Source organism: Bdellovibrio sp. KM01 (assembly GCF_013752535.1).
In the GTDB taxonomy this organism is placed as follows: domain Bacteria; phylum Bdellovibrionota; class Bdellovibrionia; order Bdellovibrionales; family Bdellovibrionaceae; genus Bdellovibrio.
Window position 1 is genome coordinate 277,528 of record NZ_CP058348.1, and the last position, 19,596, is coordinate 297,123.

Sequence of the window (19,596 nt, forward strand, 5' to 3'; positions counted from 1 at the left end):
AGGCTTTGTCTTATTTGCACGATTCTTAATGAATATCCCACGTCTGACAAATCCTGAATTGTCAGGATGGTGCGGGTCTTTACTATCACCCAGTGTTTATTTATGGTTATGACAGAGGTGAACGATGAAGGTTATTGAAATCACTCGGCCCGGTGGCCCCGAAGTACTGGCAGTTGCGGATCGACCAGTTCCTAAGCCCGCAAACCATGAAGTTCTGATAAAAGTAAAAGCCGCGGGAGTGAACCGACCTGACTGTGCCCAGCGCCAGGGCACGTATCCACCTCCACCAGGAGCTTCCGATCTTTTGGGTTTGGAAGTGGCTGGTGAAATTGTCGAAGTCGGCAGTCAGGTAACCCGTTGGAATAAAGGTGATCCCGTCTGTGCCTTGGTTTCCGGTGGTGGCTATGCGGAATTTGTAGTGGCCCCCGCGGGACAGTGTCTGCCCATCCCATATGATTTAGATTTCACTCATGCAGCAGCATTGCCAGAAACTTTTTTCACAGTTTGGACCAATGTATTTGAAAGTGGTCAGCTAAAAAAGGGAGAAACGATCCTGGTTCATGGTGGTTCCGGCGGTATTGGAACCACGGCCATTCAGTTGGCTCATCAAATGGGCGCGCGGGTATTGACCACGGTTGGAAAGGAATCCGCTATAAAACCTTGTCAGGATTTAGGCGCTGAAAAAGTCATTCAATACAAAAAAGAAGACTTTGTCGCTGTCGTCAAAGAAGCGACGGGTGGAAAAGGCGTCGACGTTATTTTAGATATGGTGGGCGGGGAGTATTTCCCTCGTAATATCGAGTGTCTGGCGCCGCTGGGGCGTCTGGTACAAATCGCGACATTGCAAGGTTCGACGGCCACTTTTGATTTAAGAAAAATGATGGCGAAAAGATTAGTGATTACGGGATCTACATTGCGCCCTCGTTCTGTGGAAGAAAAAGCCCGAATTGCAAAAAGCCTGGAAGATCATGTGTGGCCGTTATTAAATAAGGGCCGACTGAAGCCCGTTATTTTCAAAGAGTTTAAACTTGAACAAGCCCGTGAAGCCCACGAGCTGATGGAATCCAGTGCCCATACTGGAAAAATCGTATTGAACGTCAATTAACTTAAACGGAGGTCTTTATGGTCTTCTCGCCGGCCGGAGGTTTATCTGTCCTGCTTTTCATGGCGGTGGTTATTGGCGTTTGTATTATGTTTATCGGCGCTGTCGGCGTGGCTAGTGAGCGGTTGGAGTTTTCCGTAAACCGCGAAGTTATTAAAGTGACGGTATTTACTTTGTTATGGCTCGCATTCGGTACATTCCTAACGTACACCAAAATCTTTCAGTTTCGTCCTTATCCGATGGCTCTGGCATATTTCATTCTGGTGTTGTTGTTATCGATCGGCCTTGCTTTATCCCGCTATGGAAATCGCCTGGCGTTGGGGCTTTCATTGTCTGCCTTAGTTTTGTTTCACGGCTTTCGACTGCCCTTGGAAATAATTCTGCACCAATGGGCCGAGCAGGGAACTATGCCAACCACCATGACCTGGACCGGATATAACTATGATGTTGTGGCGGGGCTACTGGCCTTGGTGATTGCTCCATTTGCAAATAGTCACAAGTGGCTTGCCTGGATATTTAATATTGTCGGACTTGCTTTGGCCGTGAATGCGGTTTACGTCGGATTGATGTCGTCACCCTTGCCATTCGCCTGGCAGATCGAGCCCCGGCTTTTACTTCTTTATCATATTCCATACTTCTTAGTAATGCCTGTCTGTGTGGGAGGTGGTATCGCTGGACATGTGATTTTGACAAAGGCCTTGTTGTACCGGGCTTAACTTCCGAAAATGAGTGTTGTGGAGGGCACCGATGGAATCCCAAAAACAACAGGAAACAGATTTTATTTCTCCCACGGGAGCTTTGAATTTTTCTGAATTCATTGCCTCGCTGGAGCAAACTCTGGTCGACTATTGCCGTGTGGATTTTTTGGAAGGTCGATTGATTTTTGTTGCTGATGATGGCGAAGTCTATTCAGATACTCTTGATATAAAATCCGACATTGCCGAAAAATTTGATGATGGTGGAGTACGCCAAGCCATTCTGGAAAATCAATCGGATCGCCTCAGTTTCAAAGATTTCGTCTTGGCGCTGATGAATAGCGGAGTCGTGAGTTACACAATTCATCTTTCCGGAAATAAAGTGATCTATTTTGGAAAAAACGGCGATTGTTGCTATGAAAATCTTAAATTAAAACCAGGTGCCGCTCGACGTCCAGCACTGGGGACTTCAGCGGTTCAATAGTAACAGACAGATCTTTAAATTTTTTACGAGCCAGCAATAGCTCTTCATCGATCTTTTCTTTACGCGCTTTTAGAAGGAAGTATTTTCCTTTTTTTGCGTAATAAGTGCGGCTTACATCCAAGATCACATCAACAGGTTTAAAACCGCGGGCTGTGACAACATCGACGGCCCCAAGGTCTTTGGGAATTTCTCCGTGTACATGAAGATTCGGTGCAATTTTTTTGCAGTTGTTCAAAAAGTTTTGTTTAAGAACGCTTTTTTCGTACAAGTGAAATTGAACTTCTGGAAATTGAATGGCGTAAATCACGCCAGGCAAGCCACCGCCGGAACCAAAATCGGCTGCGACCTTTATGTTTTTTGGAAAGTATTTAAGCGGTAACAAGCAATCAACGACGTGATTATCCAGCAGTTCATCAAAAGTCATTTTGCGGCTGATAAGGTTCAGCTCCTCGTTGGAGCTCCAAAGAAGATCGATATAACTTTTCAGCTGATCAATGGCCTCTTTGCGGAAACCTAAATCCAAAATCGTGGGGACTCGTTGCTCAAATGACATGGGCCTACTTATACCTTATAGGCCGTTTTTTGGTAGTTCCTTTTGCACGAATAGAAAGAAATCACGATCGTTGTACTTTCGTAGGAAAAAATACAACTGCTTGGGATCCTTCATCTTTCTGTGAATCTCGCGGACCGAAACGGGGGTTACGCAATCCAGGGTCAGACGCTGTTGTTGATCGCAGTATTCGGGTACGATTTCGTCCCCATTAAAGGGCATCGTTGTGATCGTGATATGGGCTTTTTGGGTCGGCTCAATCTTGCTGCTGATAAATTCGTTGGTCGATAGTTCATTGGCCTGGTCATGAGGCATCTTGATCCAGCACGGTTTTTTACAATTTTGGATCTCCTCTGCCGATGCTTCCAACCCGTTTTGGATGATGTGAACCGGGATCTGCAGCTTTTTGTAGTACTCTTCTAAGAAATGGGTCATCAGAAGTTGGGTATCAGGTGTTTCTGGCAGCACGCCCCAAATTACGTAGTGGTTTGACTGAAGATCTGGAAAAATTCGCAAGACCGTGTGGCTGGAGATATTACGCTGATCCGCGCTGATTACGGTCGGGCGGATCAGAGGCTCCGAACGCAGGCTGACTCCTTTGCGGACCAAATAGATCATGCAAAAGGTGATGATGATGAAAACCAGGCCTAGGATGGTGAATATCTTCTTCATACTTAAGCGCAGACTAGGATCTCACGGCCCTTGAAGTCAAGACGTGACGGGCCTTCCGGAAAGAAGTAAACCCAGATGATCAAAGGAGTATTCCATGGCATCTATCACACTTAAAGGCAACCCAGTCCAAACTTCCGGTCAGATTCCTGCCAAGGGTTCTGTAGCTAAGGATTTTAAATTGGTTCGTAATGATCTTTCTGAAGTAAGTCTTGCTGACTATGCTGGTAAAAAGAAAGTTCTTAACATCTTCCCAAGCATCGATACTGCAACTTGCGCAACTTCTGTACGTCACTTTAACCAGGACGCAACTAAGCTTGCTAACACCGTCGTATTGAATATCTCTATGGACCTACCTTTCGCACAGACTCGCTTTTGCGGTATCGAAGGCATCAAAAACTCTGAATCACTATCTGCTTTCCGCAGCACTTTTGGTAAGGACTGGGGCTTGGAAATCATGGATTCTCCTCTGAAAGGTCTTCTTTCACGAGTCGTGGTCACTTTGTCTGAAGATAACAAGGTGTTGCACGCGGAACAGGTTTCTGAGATTGCTCACGAGCCGAACTACGACGCAGCTTTGTCTTCTCTTCGCTAGTATTTTTTATAAAAGCAGCGGCCTCGGTGCAGATTGAGGCCGCCTGTGATAGACCTTCGGGTCTTATGAAATTCCAAACGTCTTCTCTTCGTCAGAACTCCTTCCAAGATATGAATCTGTCTCCGGTGCTTTTCGCGGCACTCGAGAAAATGTCCATCAAAAAACCCACACCAATTCAGTCCCAAGCTATTCCTGTAGTTATGAATGGATCTGATCTAATCGGAATTGCACAGACGGGGAGTGGTAAAACATTAGCTTATGCGCTGTCCGTGTTGACGGGGCTTGCGAATAAACCGAACTCCAGAGCACTTATCTTGGCTCCAAGCCGTGAGATGGCGCAACAAATCTACGAAGTGTTCTTGGATCTTTGCAAAGAAATGCCAGTTTCCGTCTGTCTGGCTATTGGCGGAACAACGGGTTCCAAGCAAGCCAATCAGCTTAAGAAAAATCCAAAAATCATTATCGCAACTCCCGGTCGCATGAATGATCACTTGCAGACGAATAAGCTTCTTTTGAAGGATGTCGAGTATGTGGTGATCGACGAAGCGGATCGCATGCTGGATATGGGCTTTGCTCCGCAACTTAAAAATATTCAGGCGACATTGCGCGGGAACCGTCAAACTTTGATGTTCTCTGCCAGCTTTGGTCATAACGTGGATATGATCGCTCAGCTTTTCTTGCATCCTAAAGCTGTGATGATTCGCTCCGAACAAGCCGAAGCACCGGTTGAAAGTTTGAAACAAAAAGTTCTGTTCCTGGATCGTACCATGAAAAACGATCGCCTGTTGGATGAGTTGAATGCAACCCGCGGTGGAGTGATTGTATTTACGGGCAGTCAGGAAAGCTGTGAAAACGTTGGCGAGTATTTGAAGTCTTATGGCTTTGATACGGATTTGATTCACGGGGGACTTTCACAGGGGCAACGTAATCGTGTGGTGCGTGCATTCCGTGAAGGCGAAATACGTATCATGGTGGCGACAGATCTTTTGGCCCGCGGATTGGATGTGCCACACGTTGATCACGTCGTAAATTTTGATTTACCATTTCAGGCCGAAGACTTCCTACACCGCATCGGGCGCACAGCGCGTGCTGGCCGTAATGGTGAGGCGATCACGTTCGTGACGCCTTCCGATCATCGTATGTACAATAAGGTGAAGGTCTACCTTCAGGGGGCCAAAGAAGAACAAGTGGATCATTCATTTAAGTTTATTGATCGCTCAAAAAAGTTTGCCAAAAAATCTGATGCGGGACCTGCATCTAAAAGATCGGCTGGCAAAGGCGCGCCGCCGCCGAAAAAAGGTTCCGGAAAATCTTCTGTAAATCCTTTTAAAAAGCGTAGATAATCCTCTCATGTATCAGTTGCGCCCGTACCAACAAGAAGCGGTCCAAGCGACCCTTCAGCACTTTCGCAAAGAAAAATCGCCAGCGGTGATTGTGCTGCCAACGGGTGCAGGTAAAAGCCTGGTTATTGCCGAGCTTGCACGTCTGGCGCGGGGTCGCGTTCTGGTCATGGCGCATGTCAAAGAACTCGTCGAACAAAATCACGCAAAGTATATTTCCTTTGGCTTGGAGGCTGGGATTTTCTCTGCGGGATTGGAGCGCAAGGATTCTTCCCAAAAAGTTATTTTTGGAAGTATTCAGTCGATCGCTCGTGCCGAGGAGGAATTCTTTCAGAATTTCTCATTGGTTGTTATCGACGAATGTCATCGTGTTTCCATGGAGGGTGAGACTCAGTATTTTCAGGTCGTTTCCAAATTGCAAAAGCACAATCCTGAGATTTGTGTCTTGGGTTTGACGGCGACACCTTATCGGATGGGGCTTGGCTGGATCTATCAGTATCACGTGACGAAAAAGTTGCAGCAAACGACTGAAGAGCGCTTTTTTAAAAAATGTATCTATGAGCTTTCAATTGGATACATGATTAAGAATAAATATTTGACGCCACCATTGAAAATTGATTCTCCGGTAGCCTGTTATGACTTTTCCAGTTTGAAACTGCATGGCACCAGTTATGTCACAGCTCAGATTGAAGCTTTATTGAAAGATCAAAAGCGGATCACGCCTTTGATTATTAAAAACATCGTAGATATGTCTGTGGAACGTCATGGTGTTATGATTTTCACCAGCTCGGTCAATCACGCTGTAGAAATTATGAAAAGCCTGCCTCCCTATGTTTCGGCGTTAGTGGTGGGGGACACTGAAATTCAAGAGCGCGACGAAATCATCGAGGCATTTAAAGAGCGCAAACTTAAGTACCTGGTGAACGTCTCGGTTTTAACGACGGGGTTTGATGCTCCTCATGTGGATGTTATTGCAGTTTTAAGACCCACGGAATCTGTGAGTTTGTATCAGCAGATTATAGGGCGCGGTTTGCGACTCAGTCCGGGAAAATCTGATTGTCTGATATTGGATTATACGGGTCAGAACCATGACCTATTTGCACCTGAAATTGACGATGACAAACCGACTTCTGGTTCCGTTATGGTGGAAGTTCCATGCCCTGAATGTGGAACAGTTAACAATTTTTGGGGTATCAAAGATCACGAAGGCGAAGTGGAAGAACACTTTGGACGTCGCTGTAAGGGAGCCTTTCAAGATCCCGTCAGTGGCGAGATCGAAGCCTGTGGATTTCGATTTCGCTTTAAACGCTGTCCCGATTGTGGACATGAAAATGATATCGCGGCTCGAATTTGCGAAGGTTGTCAGGCTGTTTTAGTTGATAACGATAAAAAGCTTAAAGAGGCGATGGCATTAAAAGATGCCCACGTGCTTCGCGTAGACTCGGTTACCTACTCCAAGGGATATGATAAAAAGGGCAATGAGCGTTTGGAAGTTAAATACTATGATGTCGATGCGAAAGCTTTGACCGAATATTTCTATCTGAATTCTGCATCTGACAGTCGTGCTTTTTATTTTAACTTCACCCGTATGCACCAGCGCCTGCCGGGCAAAAAGATCTTCATCAAGTCCGCGGATGAGGCTATCAATCTTAAAGATCAGTTCCGATCTCCTATGTTTGTAATTGCCCGAAAACAAAAGAGCTTCTGGGCTATTCGCGAGAAGATTTTCGAGTAAAAAGTACCCATTTTCTCTGTCTAAACTTTTGACGATCAAGGAACTTTGCCAAATAAAGGTGGCATTTTCGGCTGTTCCCTTGCGCAAACCCCCTTGCCGGAGGTATTTCTCGTCAGTCCTTCAATTTTCTTTCTGAAAGAGGTTTTTTATGAAAATGATGATCGCTGCTCTTATGCTGGTTTCTACTTCTGCACTTGCTAACTCTGGTTCTGGTCCTAAATTTGATGAAATTCCAAGAATCCAAGGAAGTACATGTAGCTATGATCGTTCGTTGCTTTTAGGCAAAGATGGTACTCTTATTCAAGAGTGCGCAGTTGAGGAGATCTGTACTGAGCGAGTTTTCGTCAATTACAGAGGATTCGAAACTGTGAAGGCTAAATGTGAAGTAAGAACTAAAGAAAACGGTGGCTTATAATTGAAAATATGTCTTCTTGCTGAAGATATAGATCACTGTTAGCCTTCTGAGATGACCCAAGCTCAAAAGGCCTTTGGGGACCTCCTAAGAAGAGGTCCTTCTTTTTTTTCTGATCTCCAGTTTCTGAACACTCAGAATTTGGCGGAAGTCTATGTGCTTGCCGCCTTCTCCCAAACGGCCATTCCTTTCATAACCGAATCTCATTGGCTCTATCGCAAACAGAATGGAGCAGCTCCGGTTCTTCCGATCTTCTTGGAGTCTTTTTTTAGAAAAGAACTCATGCGCTTAAGCTTTTTCCGATCTTATTTGGAGGAAATCGAGCTTAAGGGTTTTAAAGAATTAAAAGAACATCTGCATCGTTTAGAAGTTGCAGTGATTGAGTATATCCGAACTCGCCCAGCTCTTGAACAGCGCGAGTTTTCCCATTCTTCTTTGCTTCAGATGTCAGCCCTCTTCGCGGAAGAAGAAAGCTGGCAGCCGACCGGGATTTCGCTTTATAGAACTTTCGATCGGCTGGATGAAGTTTTTGAACTTAATTACGAAGCTGATGCCGGAATGAAAATCGAGACGATTGATGGTGGGGAGCGCCTTTACGAGGGGGCGGGCGTGGGTGTGCAGTCCGGATACTCGACGGTATTAACGGCGCTCAATCATCTGCAGCTTGCCGATTCTGCGCGATTTGTCGATTTGGGTTCTGGCTATGGCCGAGTCGGTTTGGTTGTGGGACTGCTTAGACCCGATATCAACTTCGTGGGATATGAATATGTTCCCCATCGAGTTCATATTTCTGCAAAGACGGCTGAACGCTTTCAATTGCATGAACACGTTAAATTCGAAATTCAGGATTTGTCTTTAGAAGAGTTCTCGATTCCTGAGGCAGAGGTTTACTATCTCTATGATCCTTTCAGTGAAGAGACCTACAAATACGTCTTGGATCAATTAATTGAAATCAGTCGCAGAAAATCCATCGTGATTGTTACTAAAGGAAATGCCAGAAAGTGGCTGTTAGATGTAGCGGCGAGAGAGAATTGGTCTCAGCCAAAGCAATACGACAGCGGAAACCTGTGCGTATTCCGCACAAGGTCCGCCTAATAAGTCTTAAGTTTTAGTGTCTTAAATTCAGCTCCCCGTGATTGCCCATCTTAATGTGACGGGAGCCAGTGGTTAGTTTCACAAACTCCAGAATTTTGGCAACGGGGTTTGAATGTCCTTCCCAGTACTCGGCCTTCTCAATATCAATTCTTAAAAGCTGTACGTTGGGATCATTGGGGCCTTGTGGAAACCATACTTCGTATGCTTTTGACCAAAGCTCACGAACTTTATCTGGCTGATTGTCGACGAGCTCTGCTACACCCGTCACGGAAATATACTTGCTGTGTCCGGAGTAAATAACATTGACGCGATTTTCGTTGTGAATGTCAGAGGCCTTTTGCGAAGCTTTGGAAATGATAAACCAGAGACTGCCGTCGAAATCCACTTCCTGTGTCATCAAGGGTGCGCTATGCAAACTATTGCCACCGGAAACTGTGACCAGCATCGCGATTTTGATATCTCGGATTAAATCTCCAAGCTTCTTGATTTCGGGAATGGAGTTTGTTGTGTTATCTTCCATGAGGCCTCCTAGTCTTCATAAAAAATTATCGCGCGAAACTTGTGTCCTCACCAAGGTGACTTTCTACACAGGTTTGTCAGCTGCCTGATTCCCAGACAAAGATCGATTGTGATTTTGCACGTAAATCCAAAATATTTTCCCTTCCAAAATGGAGACGCCTAGTCTGAGGTCCTTCACTGAGGGGAAACAACATGGAAGTCGTTCGTTTTGCGAACCGAATTCTAGTCGCGTTGCTACTGTTACCCGCGCTCGCGTGGGCACAACTGCATACCAGTGCTAAGCCAAGGCCGGCTGAGCCACTTGACTATGAAACGGTCATTTCAAATATTTCAATCGGAGATATGCGCGCAGCTATTAAAGAAAGCTGGAAGCATGGCCTGAATCCAAAACTTTATTGGACGGACAGTCTGGAATCCAAGTATTCCAAGGGAGCAAACGTTCGTGCGGCAGCGAACCAAGCCTATCTTCGAATGCTGAATCACCTTTATGGTGGAAGTGTTAACCCACAATTTGTGGGTTACGATGTTAAGTTCGTAAAAAAAGATTTTCTAACACCCAAACAGCTTCGTGCGATCGTTCTTGCTACGGGCAACGACGCCAAAAGCCTGGTTGACGAGGTGGCACCACAAAATGCTCCCTATCAATCCGTACGTCAGGGGTTCGTGAAAGTTTATCCTGCATGCACTAATGGAACTTGGTCGGAGATCGTTCCTGTGAATACGTCGCTTAGACTGTATTCAAAAAATCCGGTGATCTCGCAAATCAAAAGGCGTCTGACGATCTTGGGCTATAAAATGTCTAATTCCGACGACGTTTTTGACGGTGACCTACTGAATGCTATCACCGATATTCAATGGAATCTGCGTATCAAGCCTGACGGGGAAATTTCTCCAAAAGGCAAAGTATGGCAGTTCTTAAGTGTTCCTTGTCAGGAACGCGTACGTCAGTTGCAAGTCGATATGGAAAAAATGCGCTGGTTCCCGCAGTACTTTGAAGATCGCTATATCTTCGTGAATCTTGCGATGTCGTATTTCATCTTAATGGATACGTCCAACCCAGATTATCAGCGTGTGATGAGTTTCAGAACGGTCAATGGCCGACCTTCTCGCAAATCACCGACTATGCGGGATTTGATCGTCAAAGTGATTTTGAATCCATACTGGACCGTGCCACCCACGATCTTCAGTGAAGACAAAGTCAACGATTTGAAGGTTTTAACGAAAGCGCAGATTCGCGAGTACTTTGATTCCCATCACTATGAAGTGTGGTCCGGCGACTGGAAACGTCGTATTGATCCAACCTCGATTGATTGGATGGCTTTAAGTCAGGGTCGCGTCAGTTACGACATCAGCATCCGTCAGTTGCCTCACTTGGGGAATGCTCTTGGTGTTGTGAAATTCGATTTAACCAATGGATTCTTGATTTATCTTCATGACACCAATCAAAGGGAACTTTTCGACGTGCCCATGCGGCAGCTCAGCAGCGGTTGCATGCGCTTGGAAAAGCCATTTGATTTGGCCGAGTACTTACTGGAAGACACAGCTTGGGATCGCAAAACTATCGAATCGATGGTGGCTCGTCCAGGCGAAGTGTTAAGTAAGTCCACCGAGATTCCAGTACCGAAAGCTAAGCAAACACCAGTGTACACAGCCTATCTTACTTCGATGATGAGCTCAGATGGAGTCGTACGTTTTGTCGACGATATCTATGGTCAGAATGCGACGATTAAGTCGTATCTTTCCCCGCTCTTTGTGGGAGAAGAAAGCAGTCAATACTGGGGCTTAAATTAAAATCAAACTGAAGGATGAAAAGGGGTTTCAAATGCATTACGGTAAGATGTTACTTTTATTTCTAGCCAGCGCTCAAATGGCAAGTGCGGCACCGACTAACCATGCAGCGGCACCGGCAAAACCGGGAGCTTCAGAAAGTGTTTCTGATAAAGCTAAGCCGGATAAAGGCAATGGACAACTGCCTAAGCCTCCAGCTCCACCAACACAACCGACTCAACCACCGACTGAAAATCAGTATTCCGGTGTGGGAAAAGTTGATTCTGTTACCAGACAAAGTGGCGGCGAGGTTTACAGACTGGAATTGGTTAAGGCGATCCCATTGGTTCGTATTGAGCTAAAATCAAAATTAGGTCGTTCAAAAATTTACTCTGCAAGCTTAGTGACAGATAAAAATGACCGTGTGCCTTTGCGTTTGCTAACAGGTATTAATATCGATGATGGTTCTGCCGCTGTCAGTTCGGAAATTCTGAATGTTCAAACAAATATTGTAGCAGTTGAAATCTTGGCTGAGGCTATGGGTGGGGAATCTTCTGTGGATATCATTGCATACTCCACGAAAGAAGCTCCTCGTTTGGCATTGGCGAATCGTGTGCCTGAATTTTCATGCAAACGCAGTCTGGATTCGTTGTTAAAAGATAAGTTGGATCCAGTGCAATTGTGGGTAGGTCGTGCGGAAGGTGCCGCTCCCGGATCTGTTCAGGAAAAATTTGCTGGTAACCAGTTGAAGGAACAAGTTCGCGATTTCGTTTCGACAATTAAATCAGGTGGCTCTTATACGACGCTTAACTATTTGATCACTTTGATCAATTTCTTTGCTGATCAATACAACAACGTTCGCGTTGGGGGTGTATCAGAACCAGCATACCGTGATTTGCTGCAAGCAGGTAACGACGTGATGATGATTGCAATTCAAAATGAACTTCCTTGTCGCAAATTCCCAAGTGACACATTGATCAAAATCTCAACTGATTTCGCTAAGAAGCTTCAATCTATGCCGGCAGACGCTCGGGCTCGCGGATTATATGAAAAATTGACGACAAGAGTTCGTGACTATGCTCCAGATCAATATCGTAAAGAAATCGGCGCGGCGAATTTGTCTTTCCGTGATGCCGATAACGAAGGTATCAAACACTACAAAAACTACATCTCGGCTAAAGACGGTGAGTTCTTGAAAGAAACCAGCAAAAGCATGAGTGCTTACGCATTCATGGTTGCGGAAAATGCTTTGAAGGTTGAAGTAAAAATGATGGACGTGGAACAACGCTATCAGCTGATTGTTGAGTTCCAAGGAAAATACAACTCCAACGGGGAGTATCCACAAGCTGTTGCTGCCAGATATCTAAATATCCTGGCTGAACAGACCTTTGGCTATCGTTTATTCCGTTAAGAGTCTGTCCAGACCACCCCGAAGCTGCGGTTGCCAAACGACCGCAGCTTTTTTATTTTATATGCATGTCTCAAGCGAAAGTAATTCCTGATCATACGGCTGTTCGAGTTGCGCTTTGGCGTGCGCTGCACGTGGAGCTTGATTCAGCTCCTTCAGTGCTTGTCGATACGGTCGGTTTAAAGTTAATCGCACCGGAAGATGGCTGGAAAAATCGTGGGGACATGCATCCAATGGGAACTCGTGGCTACCGAGCCTCGATTGTGGGACGAGCTCGTTTGTTCGAAGATATCGTTGAAGAAAAAATTGGAAATGGAATCGATCAATACGTCATCTTAGGTGCGGGATTGGATACCTTTGCTCAGCGCCGTCCTGATTTAGCCGTAAAGGTGAAAGTTTTTGAAATCGATCAACCTGACACTCAAGCCTGGAAACGAAAACGTCTGGAAGAAACTGGATTCGGCATCGCTGAAAATTTGGTTTTGGTACCGGTCGACTTCGAATCGGGTGAATCCTGGAGAAAAAAAATTTCTCAGCACGGCTTCAATGATCAAAAGCCAGCAGTGGTCACATCAACGGGTGTCTCTATGTATCTGAATCGTGAAACGAACAAAGCCATGATGACGGAAATTTCCCAGATGGCCCCGGGAACGACATTTGCGATGACCTTTATGCTTCCATTAGAAATGTTGCCAGCAGAAGATCGCCCGGGTCATGAAAGAGTCTATGCGGCTGCAAAAGCCGCAGGCACGCCGTTTGTCAGTTTTTTTAAACCACCGGAGGCCGTTGCTTTGGCTTTGGAGGCTGGTTTTAAAACTGCGAAACATGTGTCCCGAGAAGAAGTTATTGAAAAGTATTTTAAAGGCCGTGCGGATGGACTTGAACCATCGCCTGGCGAAGAATTTTTAATTGCCACGGTTTAAGTGAGGTCGCGATGGATGAGCAGGACTTTGAAGGAACGTTAGTTTTAGAGAAGATCGCTGAAATCGGTAAGATAGACGACTTCTTCGAAGCGATTGATTCCGATGACTTTGGCAAAGTGAAGGCACTGATGAAGCGTGCGAATGTGGATTCAGAAACGATTGAAATGGTTTTAAAAAAAATGGGAGAAGCCGATGGCAAACACTAATAAAAACATCGAGAAACTAGTAGAAGCGCAAAAGCGTGCCATGTCTGTTCGTCCTAAAGTTGGTGGATTTCCCTATCTTGCAGAGGCGCTAAGACAAGCTGGTATTTTAAAAAATATTTGGTCGTTGCCCTCGTGCCAATCGGTTTATCTGATGAAAGAGGGCGGTGTGGTTCAGCAAGGAACACCTTTAGTAACGGGTACTCATTCCGTACCGAGTTTTGATAAAGATGCATTGATCAAAGCAATTCGCACCGATCAAGCAGGTAACAGTACTTTTCCGGAATTCCTGGATTCAACTTGGAAAGCCGGGGTCGTGAAATATGAAGTGGATTTCTCTCGTCGCCAGGTGAACTATTGCGGTGCCAATGGAGAGTCTTATCTTGAGGAATATCCCGCTGTTGAAATCAAAGAATCCTTAGTTGGATAGGTATTCTTGCCAAAGGACTTCGACAAGTTCTTTGGTGGGCATTTTCCTGATTCTTGAAAAATTACTTCCCGCCCACAATGAAAGAAAGTCTGATTTTCCCATTTGCGCCGATTTGTTTCTGATGTCTCTGGTGAAATTATTCTGAGCCGGAAAAGGCAGAATGCTTTCTTTCTTGTTTTCCATTTCGCGCATAAAGCGATTTTCGATTCCACGGGCGATTCTCCCTGAGAATGCGCGAGTCAATTTGGTCGCATCAGGTGGCGAATCAGTGAGGGCCTGCCGATAGGGTGCTGAAGTTCCCGCTTCATCACACAAAAGAAATGCAGTTCCCATTTGAGCCACTTGTGCTCCGGCCGTAAGGGCTGCGCGAATGCCTTGACCATCCATGATGCCACCCGCTGCAATTACCGGAATTTTAGTGTTCTTTACGATGGATTTTGTCAGGTCCAATATTCCAATCAACGGATCTGGAGTTTCCGTCGAAAAAAGCCCGCGATGTCCCCCGGCTTCCACCCCTTGGGCCACGATCGCATCAGCTCCCAAATCTTCAAGTAGCAGAGCTTCCTCCAAAGTGGTTGCGGTTCCCATGGTGACAATCTTGTGGGATCTGCAGGCATTTATATGGTCTTTAGATATCAGACCAAAAGTGAAACTAAATCCAGCAGGAGCTGCCTTTAGAACAACTTCAAACTGCTTGTCAAAGTCATATGAAAATGGCGGTTTCAAAGATGGTGCTGAATTCAGTTCCAGTTCTTTTCTGTAGAGGGCAAGTGCCGCCGTTGCGGCCTCAATCTGGCTTTGTGAAAGAATCGGATCTGCTTGCGGTGCGAATAAGTTTACTGCAAAGGGTTTTGTCGTAAGTTCTTTGGTTTTACGAATAGTTTCATGAATCTGCTCGGGAGCTTCGTAGGCACAGCCCAGTGATCCCAAGATTCCCGCATTTGACGCTGCCGCAACCAGCTGAGGAGTCGAAGGACCGCCTGCCATTGGAGCCAGAATCAAAGGTTTTTCAATGCCGAGTTCTTTTAAAAGATTCATGATGATTCAATTTTCATCCTGAACGCCGTCTAAGTCATGGGATTTATGTTCTTGGCCTTAGGATCTGATTTGGATCAAATAAATCGAAAATGTAGGATTGATATTTTCGGAAATGACCGGGAGACTAATTCAAGCGGGCCAAGGATGTGCACGCGTTCGGTTGGAGTTTCTATGAAGAATGTATTCTTAGGTCTATTGCTTTTGTTGCCTGTCTCGGCATTCGCGGGAAATTATAATATTGAATGCACAGCTCAAGTTTACGAGTCATTTTCTGATGGAAGCTCCAGGCAGAATAAAGTTCCGATGGCCGTTGAGGTTGAGAATGCCGCACACATCGTGTTGTCGGCGGATCTTGAAGAACGCGCTTTTATTTTAAACGGGCCAAAGGAAGGTCCGTTTCGTATTAGTATCATCGAGGCTCCTAACTATACAAAAGGATCTGTTTCAACAGCAGACTTCTCTAAAGACGGCCGCTTGCAACTTTCTACAGTGAATGGCCCTTTGATTTACAAATTGGAATGCTTTAAAAATTAGTGATCGATCTTAATTCGTGATACGGTTTTCCCATGGAATTGTTTGTGAATGTTCCCGGTGGAAAAGTATATGCGAATTCATGGACTCCGGAACGAACAGAGGGTCTTGCGCCTATCATTTTATTTCATGATTCCCTGGGATGCGTGGATTTGTGGAGGGACTTTCCCCAAGTCTTGAGTGAGTCCTTGAAGCGACCGGTGATTGCTTATGATCGCCTGGGATTTGGTCGTTCCGACAAAAGAGCCGATCTACCATCGATCCATTTCATCGAAGAAGAGTCGGATATTTTTCCTCACCTGCTAAGGGCATTCGGTATTTCTAAGTGTAGTTTGTTCGGTCACAGTGTGGGCGGAGCAATGGCGATTGCCTGGGCTGCGCGATACGTTGACAACGTGACCGCTGTGATCACCGAGTCCACCCAGGCCTTCGTTGAAGACGTGACTGTCGCAGGAATTTCTAAAGCCGCCCAAGATTTCAAAGATCCCAAGATGATTGAAAGGCTGCGCAAATATCACGGTGATAAAACAGAATGGGTTTTAAGTGCGTGGATTGACGTATGGCTTTCGAAGGATTTTTCCTCCTGGAGTTTAAGAAAAGATCTGCCCTTGGTGCAATGTCCCGTCATGGCAATTCACGGAGATCGCGATGAATACGGATCACGCAAATTTCCAGAAATGATCAGTGAGCTTGCGGGTGGTGTCAGTGAAATGCATTTACTTAAAGATTGTGGTCATGTCCCGCACCGGGAACAGCAACCCGTCGTTCTTGATTTGGTTCGGAACTTTCTAGCCTGATTTCTTGGAATTTATATAGTTGTCTAAAATCGCCTGTCCCTCAGGATTCAGGTGCTTTTGAAGTTCAGTGATCACTTCCCAAGGAATCAGAATCGCATCCAAACTTATCAGATAAGTCTTAAGATCCTTATCAAGATGTTCTGGAAGAGGCGGATGAGGCTTTCCGCTTTCTGTTGATTTTATCGATTGCTCGATAAAGGAAACATACTCTTTTATAATTTCCGAGAGCGGAGTAAGTAGTCGCTGATCTTTGTTTAAAGCCATGCCAATTGTATCGTCAATTTTTTGCGAGTACTCCGCAAGTAACGGCCACGTAGCTGATCTGGCTTTTACGCCCAATTCCTGAATGCTCTGAAGGCAGCCAGAAAGGTCCAAGGCATTTTTTAAGGGTAAAAAGTGCTGAATCTCCTTCAGATATTGTCTGGCTTCATTCGGAAATGAATCTGATTTTGGAATCTTGGATTCGTTGATGACGGAAATTCTTTTTTGCAAGTAAGAGTGGATTTCGGGAGCAGTTGTCGGTTTCTTCAAAAGACCAGCAGCTCCGTACGTAACCGCCGTCACCAAGCTGGAGTTTTCATATTCTGAAGTTAAGAAAAACACGGGCAGTCTGTGATAGGCCGGGTGTGATTTCAAGATGCACAATAAATTGAAGCCGCTTTTTCCGGGCATCAACCAGTCTGTTAGAATCACATCGAATTGTTTTCCCGAGAACAGAAGTTCCAACGCTTCATCAACTGAACCCACTTGAGTGAGTTCATAATTGTTTTTAAATTCTTCCATGCCACGGCTGACTGTTTTGCGCAGGATAGAGGAGTCATCTATGTGAAGTATTTTTAGTGGCTTCGTTGTCACGAAGAACTTATCGAAAATTATTCGCATAAGCTGAAGCTTTGGGCATTAAAGAGAAGTAAGGAATAATTTATAGGTGAGAGTCTTCTCGGAATGAGGCGAATATCTGAGCAATACTTTATGTCCATCAGAGTTTCATAGGCTCTGATGGACATATCAATCATGTTAACGAAGAGCCATTCTTTGTGCGCGCTCATAAGAAGCGCCTGTTCTAATGACTCTTTCAAACACGTACATATCGATGCGATTCTGCGCAGATAGTTCTCCAATTTCTTGGGCTCTCCCGTAAGATGCACCTAAGCTAACGGCTTTTTCAAATGCGTTGATATCAAATTGTCCTACAGCTGCTTTCATAGCTAATTCTTGTGCTCGTCCATAGCTAGCACCTTTTGAAAGTGCTCGTTCAAAGACATTAATACTTAAGCGACCATTTGCTACTAGGATACCGACTTCCTGTGCACGAGCATATGATGCACCACTGCGGATTGCTCTTGCGAACGCATCCATGCTGAGCTCACAGCGGCTTGCTAATCTTGCCAATTCCTCAGCGCGACCGTACGAGCTTCCCAAGGAAATTGCGCGTTCATATGCGCTAATATCCGGTGTATTTAAGTCGCACGTATATTCTGGATAAGAGCGTTCAAGCTTCTCTCCTTGCTCGGTCTGAACGATCTCAATTGTCGTCACGGTTTTAGTAGTTGTCGTAACTACGACCGTCGTATTAGCAAAAACCGGGGTCGCGGCTAACATAGCTAGGCCTAAAACAAGCGTCTTCATATAATTCTCCTTTAGATTTTATGTTCCGACGCTGATTTAGCAGTTTCCGTGCCTCTAAATCTGACCCTAAATCGTGTTTATTAGAGCTGGGAAGCAAGAACTTAAGGTGGCCGCCGAATTAAAGCTGCGCATGGCCCGAGAAGGTTACTTACGTAATCTAAAAGAAAACAGAGTGAAAGGAGTTATTAGTAGCCGTGGCTTCTTTCAAATTGGTGGAATCTCTTGGATAAAGCCCTGATGAGGGACTGTTTATCATATTCCGAGGCAAATGACGTGCTGATGGAATTATACGCCATCTTTTTTAACTCTGAATATGTCACATCCGTTTGTTCAATCGCGATTTGGCATTCGTGATTTATGTCGATATCGAAAATTCCTTCGTCATCCGTGCTTAGGCTTACGGGTAATCCCAGGCGCAGGTAATTCAAAAACGGATGCTCTGATATTTTCTCAACGTCTGTTAGGCGCAGGTTGCTTGAAAGATTGATCTCGATGGGCTCATGAATTTTCGCGGCATATTCCAAAGCTACCGGATCTTTCGCAAGATTCACTCCGTGACCAAGGCGTTCTGCTCCCATAATCATTGCATCACGAGGATTGCGAATATCGCCGATTTCTCCCGAGTGCATTGTGCGGCGGAGTTTGGATTGACCTGTCATGCTTTTATGTAAAAGCGTTCCGTATAAAATTTGACCTTTTTCCAAAGCAGGATTTGTACCTTCGTTATCCAAAAAGTCGATACCTACAAGGTGGATGTTCCCCGGGTAACTTAAGAGGGCTTGAAGTCCATTATCCAAAGTATCCAAGTCACGTGTGCGGTTAAATGCATTGTTCACGCGAATGACAAGCCCAGTCTGCTGTTCCACGACTGCGATGGCTTTAAATAAATCATCACTCGTGCTGGTAGTTAGTTCGGCGTAAAGAACGCCTTGGCGAACTGCTTTTTGTGCGAAGTTCAGTAGAACCTGATCGTATTGTTCCCACTCGGGAAATGCATATCCCAAGAATGAAAAAACACTATTGAATCTTGGAAAAGGCTGTTTTCCGGGAGGTAGGAACAAGTAGCTAGAAAATGTCTTTTGGTCCTCGGGTGACAACGTCAGATAGTTCGCATCGGCGGGGATTTGTGACAGCCACGCACGCTCTTCTGGGAATAACATAGAGTTACCACCCGTGCTGTCGATATGCTTAATCAATTCTTCCGCTTCAATCTTAGCGTTCACATCTGCTAGCAACTTTGCCGCAAGAGCACGATCTAATGTTCCGCCCGGATGGATATGAAGCATGCCTCCTTTGGGGATTTTCTCGCAGAACTGTTTGGCAGTTTTTTTAGCGCGAATGCGATCCAAATTGATAATGGATTCAAGCTTGGCTTTTTCTTTCGCGATTTGAATGCGACGAGCTTGGATATTTTCTAAATCAGAAAGATCTTGCGGAGTGAAAGCATAGTCCTCCGGAAGTTGAAGGATTTTCTCCCAAGCTTCACGAGAGATCGCACGTTGAGAAGCCGGGATATCAGTTTTCTGAACTTGCTCTAGCAATAAGGCGCGAGCTTGATCATAACGTTTCCACTGTTCAGTCAGTTTCTCCTGAAGAGTCGGGGCTGCAACCGCAGACGCTGTAGTAATGAACAAGAATAGCGACAAGATAGCCTGGAATCTCATAAACACCCCC

The 19,596-nt window shown here is 45.3% G+C and carries 22 protein-coding genes; 15 read left to right on the top strand and 7 right to left on the bottom strand.

Annotated elements, in window-relative coordinates:
• Window positions 1–124 precede the first annotated feature (124 nt).
• The 3 genes from HW988_RS01450 to HW988_RS01460 are packed head-to-tail and all read left to right on the top strand — an operon-like array spanning window position 125 to window position 2,281.
• Window positions 125–1,105: an NAD(P)H-quinone oxidoreductase gene (locus tag HW988_RS01450; RefSeq protein WP_181605914.1), complete on the top strand. Its 981-nt coding sequence runs from the start codon at window positions 125–127 to the stop codon at window positions 1,103–1,105.
• A gap of 17 nt (window positions 1,106–1,122) precedes the next feature.
• The gene (locus HW988_RS01455) at window positions 1,123–1,818 is read left to right on the top strand and encodes a hypothetical protein (protein ID WP_181605915.1); all 696 of its coding nucleotides are present in this window, start codon (window positions 1,123–1,125) and stop codon (window positions 1,816–1,818) included.
• A 31-nt stretch (window positions 1,819–1,849) separates the two neighbouring features.
• Complete coding sequence (locus HW988_RS01460) at window positions 1,850–2,281, top strand: DUF1398 family protein (RefSeq protein ID WP_181605916.1); 432 nt, start codon at window positions 1,850–1,852, stop codon at window positions 2,279–2,281.
• On the opposite strand, the gene HW988_RS01465 is transcribed toward HW988_RS01460, so the two are convergent.
• Together HW988_RS01465 and HW988_RS01470 are read right to left on the bottom strand one after the other, a co-directional pair.
• Window positions 2,223–2,834, bottom strand: a complete 612-nt coding sequence (locus HW988_RS01465; RefSeq protein ID WP_181605917.1) for a 16S rRNA (guanine(527)-N(7))-methyltransferase RsmG — start codon at window positions 2,832–2,834, stop codon at window positions 2,223–2,225. The two genes, HW988_RS01460 and HW988_RS01465, sit on opposite strands and share 59 nt — an antisense overlap.
• A gap of 15 nt (window positions 2,835–2,849) precedes the next feature.
• Window positions 2,850–3,503 (bottom strand): hypothetical protein, encoded by a 654-nt coding sequence (locus HW988_RS01470; RefSeq protein ID WP_181605918.1) that lies wholly within the window; start codon window positions 3,501–3,503, stop codon window positions 2,850–2,852.
• 94 nt (window positions 3,504–3,597) lie between these two features.
• On the opposite strand from HW988_RS01470, the gene tpx reads away from it, so the two are divergent.
• The 5 genes from tpx (at window position 3,598) to HW988_RS01495 (ending at window position 8,677) form a co-directional block, all read left to right on the top strand.
• A complete protein-coding gene (gene tpx / locus HW988_RS01475; protein WP_181605919.1) occupies window positions 3,598–4,095 on the top strand; it encodes a thiol peroxidase in 498 nt (165 codons plus the stop codon).
• A gap of 65 nt (window positions 4,096–4,160) precedes the next feature.
• Window positions 4,161–5,438 (top strand): DEAD/DEAH box helicase, encoded by a 1,278-nt coding sequence (locus HW988_RS01480; RefSeq protein WP_255490148.1) that lies wholly within the window; start codon window positions 4,161–4,163, stop codon window positions 5,436–5,438.
• Window positions 5,439–5,445: 7 nt separating this feature from the next.
• On the top strand, window positions 5,446–7,170 hold the full coding sequence (locus HW988_RS01485; protein ID WP_181605920.1) for a DEAD/DEAH box helicase: 1,725 nt from the start codon (window positions 5,446–5,448) through the stop codon (window positions 7,168–7,170).
• Between the two features lie 148 nt (window positions 7,171–7,318).
• Window positions 7,319–7,585: a hypothetical protein gene (locus HW988_RS01490; protein ID WP_181605921.1), complete on the top strand. Its 267-nt coding sequence runs from the start codon at window positions 7,319–7,321 to the stop codon at window positions 7,583–7,585.
• A 279-nt stretch (window positions 7,586–7,864) separates the two neighbouring features.
• Window positions 7,865–8,677 carry an SAM-dependent methyltransferase gene (locus HW988_RS01495; RefSeq protein WP_181605922.1) on the top strand — a complete coding sequence of 271 codons (813 nt, stop codon included), beginning with the start codon at window positions 7,865–7,867 and terminating at the stop codon, window positions 8,675–8,677.
• A 13-nt stretch (window positions 8,678–8,690) separates the two neighbouring features.
• On the opposite strand, the gene HW988_RS01500 is transcribed toward HW988_RS01495, so the two are convergent.
• The gene (locus HW988_RS01500) at window positions 8,691–9,197 is read right to left on the bottom strand and encodes a pyridoxamine 5'-phosphate oxidase family protein (protein ID WP_181605923.1); all 507 of its coding nucleotides are present in this window, start codon (window positions 9,195–9,197) and stop codon (window positions 8,691–8,693) included.
• Window positions 9,198–9,538: 341 nt separating this feature from the next.
• On the opposite strand from HW988_RS01500, the gene HW988_RS01505 reads away from it, so the two are divergent.
• The 5 genes from HW988_RS01505 (at window position 9,539) to HW988_RS01525 (ending at window position 13,927) form a co-directional block, all read left to right on the top strand.
• On the top strand, window positions 9,539–10,987 hold the full coding sequence (locus HW988_RS01505) for a murein L,D-transpeptidase (RefSeq protein ID WP_255490149.1): 1,449 nt from the start codon (window positions 9,539–9,541) through the stop codon (window positions 10,985–10,987).
• Between the two features lie 31 nt (window positions 10,988–11,018).
• Entirely contained in the window at window positions 11,019–12,374 is a 1,356-nt protein-coding gene (locus HW988_RS01510; RefSeq protein ID WP_255490150.1) for a beta-sandwich domain-containing protein, read from the top strand.
• Window positions 12,375–12,439: 65 nt separating this feature from the next.
• The gene (locus HW988_RS01515) at window positions 12,440–13,294 is read left to right on the top strand and encodes a class I SAM-dependent methyltransferase (RefSeq protein WP_181605925.1); all 855 of its coding nucleotides are present in this window, start codon (window positions 12,440–12,442) and stop codon (window positions 13,292–13,294) included.
• 11 nt (window positions 13,295–13,305) lie between these two features.
• Window positions 13,306–13,500 (top strand): hypothetical protein, encoded by a 195-nt coding sequence (locus HW988_RS01520; protein WP_181605926.1) that lies wholly within the window; start codon window positions 13,306–13,308, stop codon window positions 13,498–13,500.
• Window positions 13,487–13,927, top strand: a complete 441-nt coding sequence (locus HW988_RS01525) for a DUF1398 domain-containing protein (RefSeq protein WP_181605927.1) — start codon at window positions 13,487–13,489, stop codon at window positions 13,925–13,927. The genes HW988_RS01520 and HW988_RS01525 overlap by 14 nt, the downstream gene beginning before the upstream one ends.
• Here HW988_RS01525 and HW988_RS01530 read toward each other — a convergent pair.
• Window positions 13,916–14,965 (bottom strand): nitronate monooxygenase family protein, encoded by a 1,050-nt coding sequence (locus tag HW988_RS01530; RefSeq protein ID WP_181605928.1) that lies wholly within the window; start codon window positions 14,963–14,965, stop codon window positions 13,916–13,918. The genes HW988_RS01525 and HW988_RS01530 overlap by 12 nt on opposite strands.
• A gap of 171 nt (window positions 14,966–15,136) precedes the next feature.
• On the opposite strand from HW988_RS01530, the gene HW988_RS01535 reads away from it, so the two are divergent.
• Window positions 15,137–15,499 carry a hypothetical protein gene (locus HW988_RS01535; protein ID WP_181605929.1) on the top strand — a complete coding sequence of 121 codons (363 nt, stop codon included), beginning with the start codon at window positions 15,137–15,139 and terminating at the stop codon, window positions 15,497–15,499.
• 32 nt (window positions 15,500–15,531) lie between these two features.
• Window positions 15,532–16,293, top strand: coding sequence for an alpha/beta fold hydrolase (locus HW988_RS01540; RefSeq protein ID WP_181605930.1), 762 nt, complete (start codon window positions 15,532–15,534; stop codon window positions 16,291–16,293).
• On the opposite strand, the gene HW988_RS01545 is transcribed toward HW988_RS01540, so the two are convergent.
• The 3 genes from HW988_RS01545 to HW988_RS01555 all read right to left on the bottom strand — a co-directional run bounded on the left by HW988_RS01545 (window position 16,285) and on the right by HW988_RS01555 (window position 19,586).
• Entirely contained in the window at window positions 16,285–17,175 is an 891-nt protein-coding gene (locus HW988_RS01545; RefSeq protein ID WP_181605931.1) for a PleD family two-component system response regulator, read from the bottom strand. The genes HW988_RS01540 and HW988_RS01545 overlap by 9 nt on opposite strands.
• Window positions 17,176–17,310: 135 nt before the next feature.
• Window positions 17,311–17,922, bottom strand: coding sequence for a hypothetical protein (locus HW988_RS01550; RefSeq protein ID WP_181605932.1), 612 nt, complete (start codon window positions 17,920–17,922; stop codon window positions 17,311–17,313).
• A gap of 185 nt (window positions 17,923–18,107) precedes the next feature.
• The gene (locus tag HW988_RS01555) at window positions 18,108–19,586 is read right to left on the bottom strand and encodes a hypothetical protein (RefSeq protein ID WP_181605933.1); all 1,479 of its coding nucleotides are present in this window, start codon (window positions 19,584–19,586) and stop codon (window positions 18,108–18,110) included.
• Window positions 19,587–19,596 lie beyond the last annotated feature (10 nt).

What these genes read in the sequence shown, in the direction of transcription:
- HW988_RS01450 (WP_181605914.1), top strand. Translation starts at nt 125, where the DNA reads ATGAAGGTTATTGAAATCACTCGGCCCGGTGGCCCCGAAGTACTGGCA.
- HW988_RS01455 (WP_181605915.1), top strand. Translation starts at nt 1,123, where the DNA reads ATGGTCTTCTCGCCGGCCGGAGGTTTATCTGTCCTGCTTTTCATGGCG.
- HW988_RS01460 (WP_181605916.1), top strand. Translation starts at nt 1,850, where the DNA reads ATGGAATCCCAAAAACAACAGGAAACAGATTTTATTTCTCCCACGGGA.
- HW988_RS01465 (WP_181605917.1), bottom strand. Translation starts at nt 2,834, where the DNA reads ATGTCATTTGAGCAACGAGTCCCCACGATTTTGGATTTAGGTTTCCGC.
- HW988_RS01470 (WP_181605918.1), bottom strand. Translation starts at nt 3,503, where the DNA reads ATGAAGAAGATATTCACCATCCTAGGCCTGGTTTTCATCATCATCACC.
- tpx (WP_181605919.1), top strand. Translation starts at nt 3,598, where the DNA reads ATGGCATCTATCACACTTAAAGGCAACCCAGTCCAAACTTCCGGTCAG.
- HW988_RS01480 (WP_255490148.1), top strand. Translation starts at nt 4,161, where the DNA reads ATGAAATTCCAAACGTCTTCTCTTCGTCAGAACTCCTTCCAAGATATG.
- HW988_RS01485 (WP_181605920.1), top strand. Translation starts at nt 5,446, where the DNA reads ATGTATCAGTTGCGCCCGTACCAACAAGAAGCGGTCCAAGCGACCCTT.
- HW988_RS01490 (WP_181605921.1), top strand. Translation starts at nt 7,319, where the DNA reads ATGAAAATGATGATCGCTGCTCTTATGCTGGTTTCTACTTCTGCACTT.
- HW988_RS01495 (WP_181605922.1), top strand. Translation starts at nt 7,865, where the DNA reads ATGCGCTTAAGCTTTTTCCGATCTTATTTGGAGGAAATCGAGCTTAAG.
- HW988_RS01500 (WP_181605923.1), bottom strand. Translation starts at nt 9,197, where the DNA reads ATGGAAGATAACACAACAAACTCCATTCCCGAAATCAAGAAGCTTGGA.
- HW988_RS01505 (WP_255490149.1), top strand. Translation starts at nt 9,539, where the DNA reads ATGCGCGCAGCTATTAAAGAAAGCTGGAAGCATGGCCTGAATCCAAAA.
- HW988_RS01510 (WP_255490150.1), top strand. Translation starts at nt 11,019, where the DNA reads ATGCATTACGGTAAGATGTTACTTTTATTTCTAGCCAGCGCTCAAATG.
- HW988_RS01515 (WP_181605925.1), top strand. Translation starts at nt 12,440, where the DNA reads ATGTCTCAAGCGAAAGTAATTCCTGATCATACGGCTGTTCGAGTTGCG.
- HW988_RS01520 (WP_181605926.1), top strand. Translation starts at nt 13,306, where the DNA reads ATGGATGAGCAGGACTTTGAAGGAACGTTAGTTTTAGAGAAGATCGCT.
- HW988_RS01525 (WP_181605927.1), top strand. Translation starts at nt 13,487, where the DNA reads ATGGCAAACACTAATAAAAACATCGAGAAACTAGTAGAAGCGCAAAAG.
- HW988_RS01530 (WP_181605928.1), bottom strand. Translation starts at nt 14,965, where the DNA reads ATGAATCTTTTAAAAGAACTCGGCATTGAAAAACCTTTGATTCTGGCT.
- HW988_RS01535 (WP_181605929.1), top strand. Translation starts at nt 15,137, where the DNA reads ATGAAGAATGTATTCTTAGGTCTATTGCTTTTGTTGCCTGTCTCGGCA.
- HW988_RS01540 (WP_181605930.1), top strand. Translation starts at nt 15,532, where the DNA reads ATGGAATTGTTTGTGAATGTTCCCGGTGGAAAAGTATATGCGAATTCA.
- HW988_RS01545 (WP_181605931.1), bottom strand. Translation starts at nt 17,175, where the DNA reads ATGCGAATAATTTTCGATAAGTTCTTCGTGACAACGAAGCCACTAAAA.
- HW988_RS01550 (WP_181605932.1), bottom strand. Translation starts at nt 17,922, where the DNA reads ATGAAGACGCTTGTTTTAGGCCTAGCTATGTTAGCCGCGACCCCGGTT.
- HW988_RS01555 (WP_181605933.1), bottom strand. Translation starts at nt 19,586, where the DNA reads ATGAGATTCCAGGCTATCTTGTCGCTATTCTTGTTCATTACTACAGCG.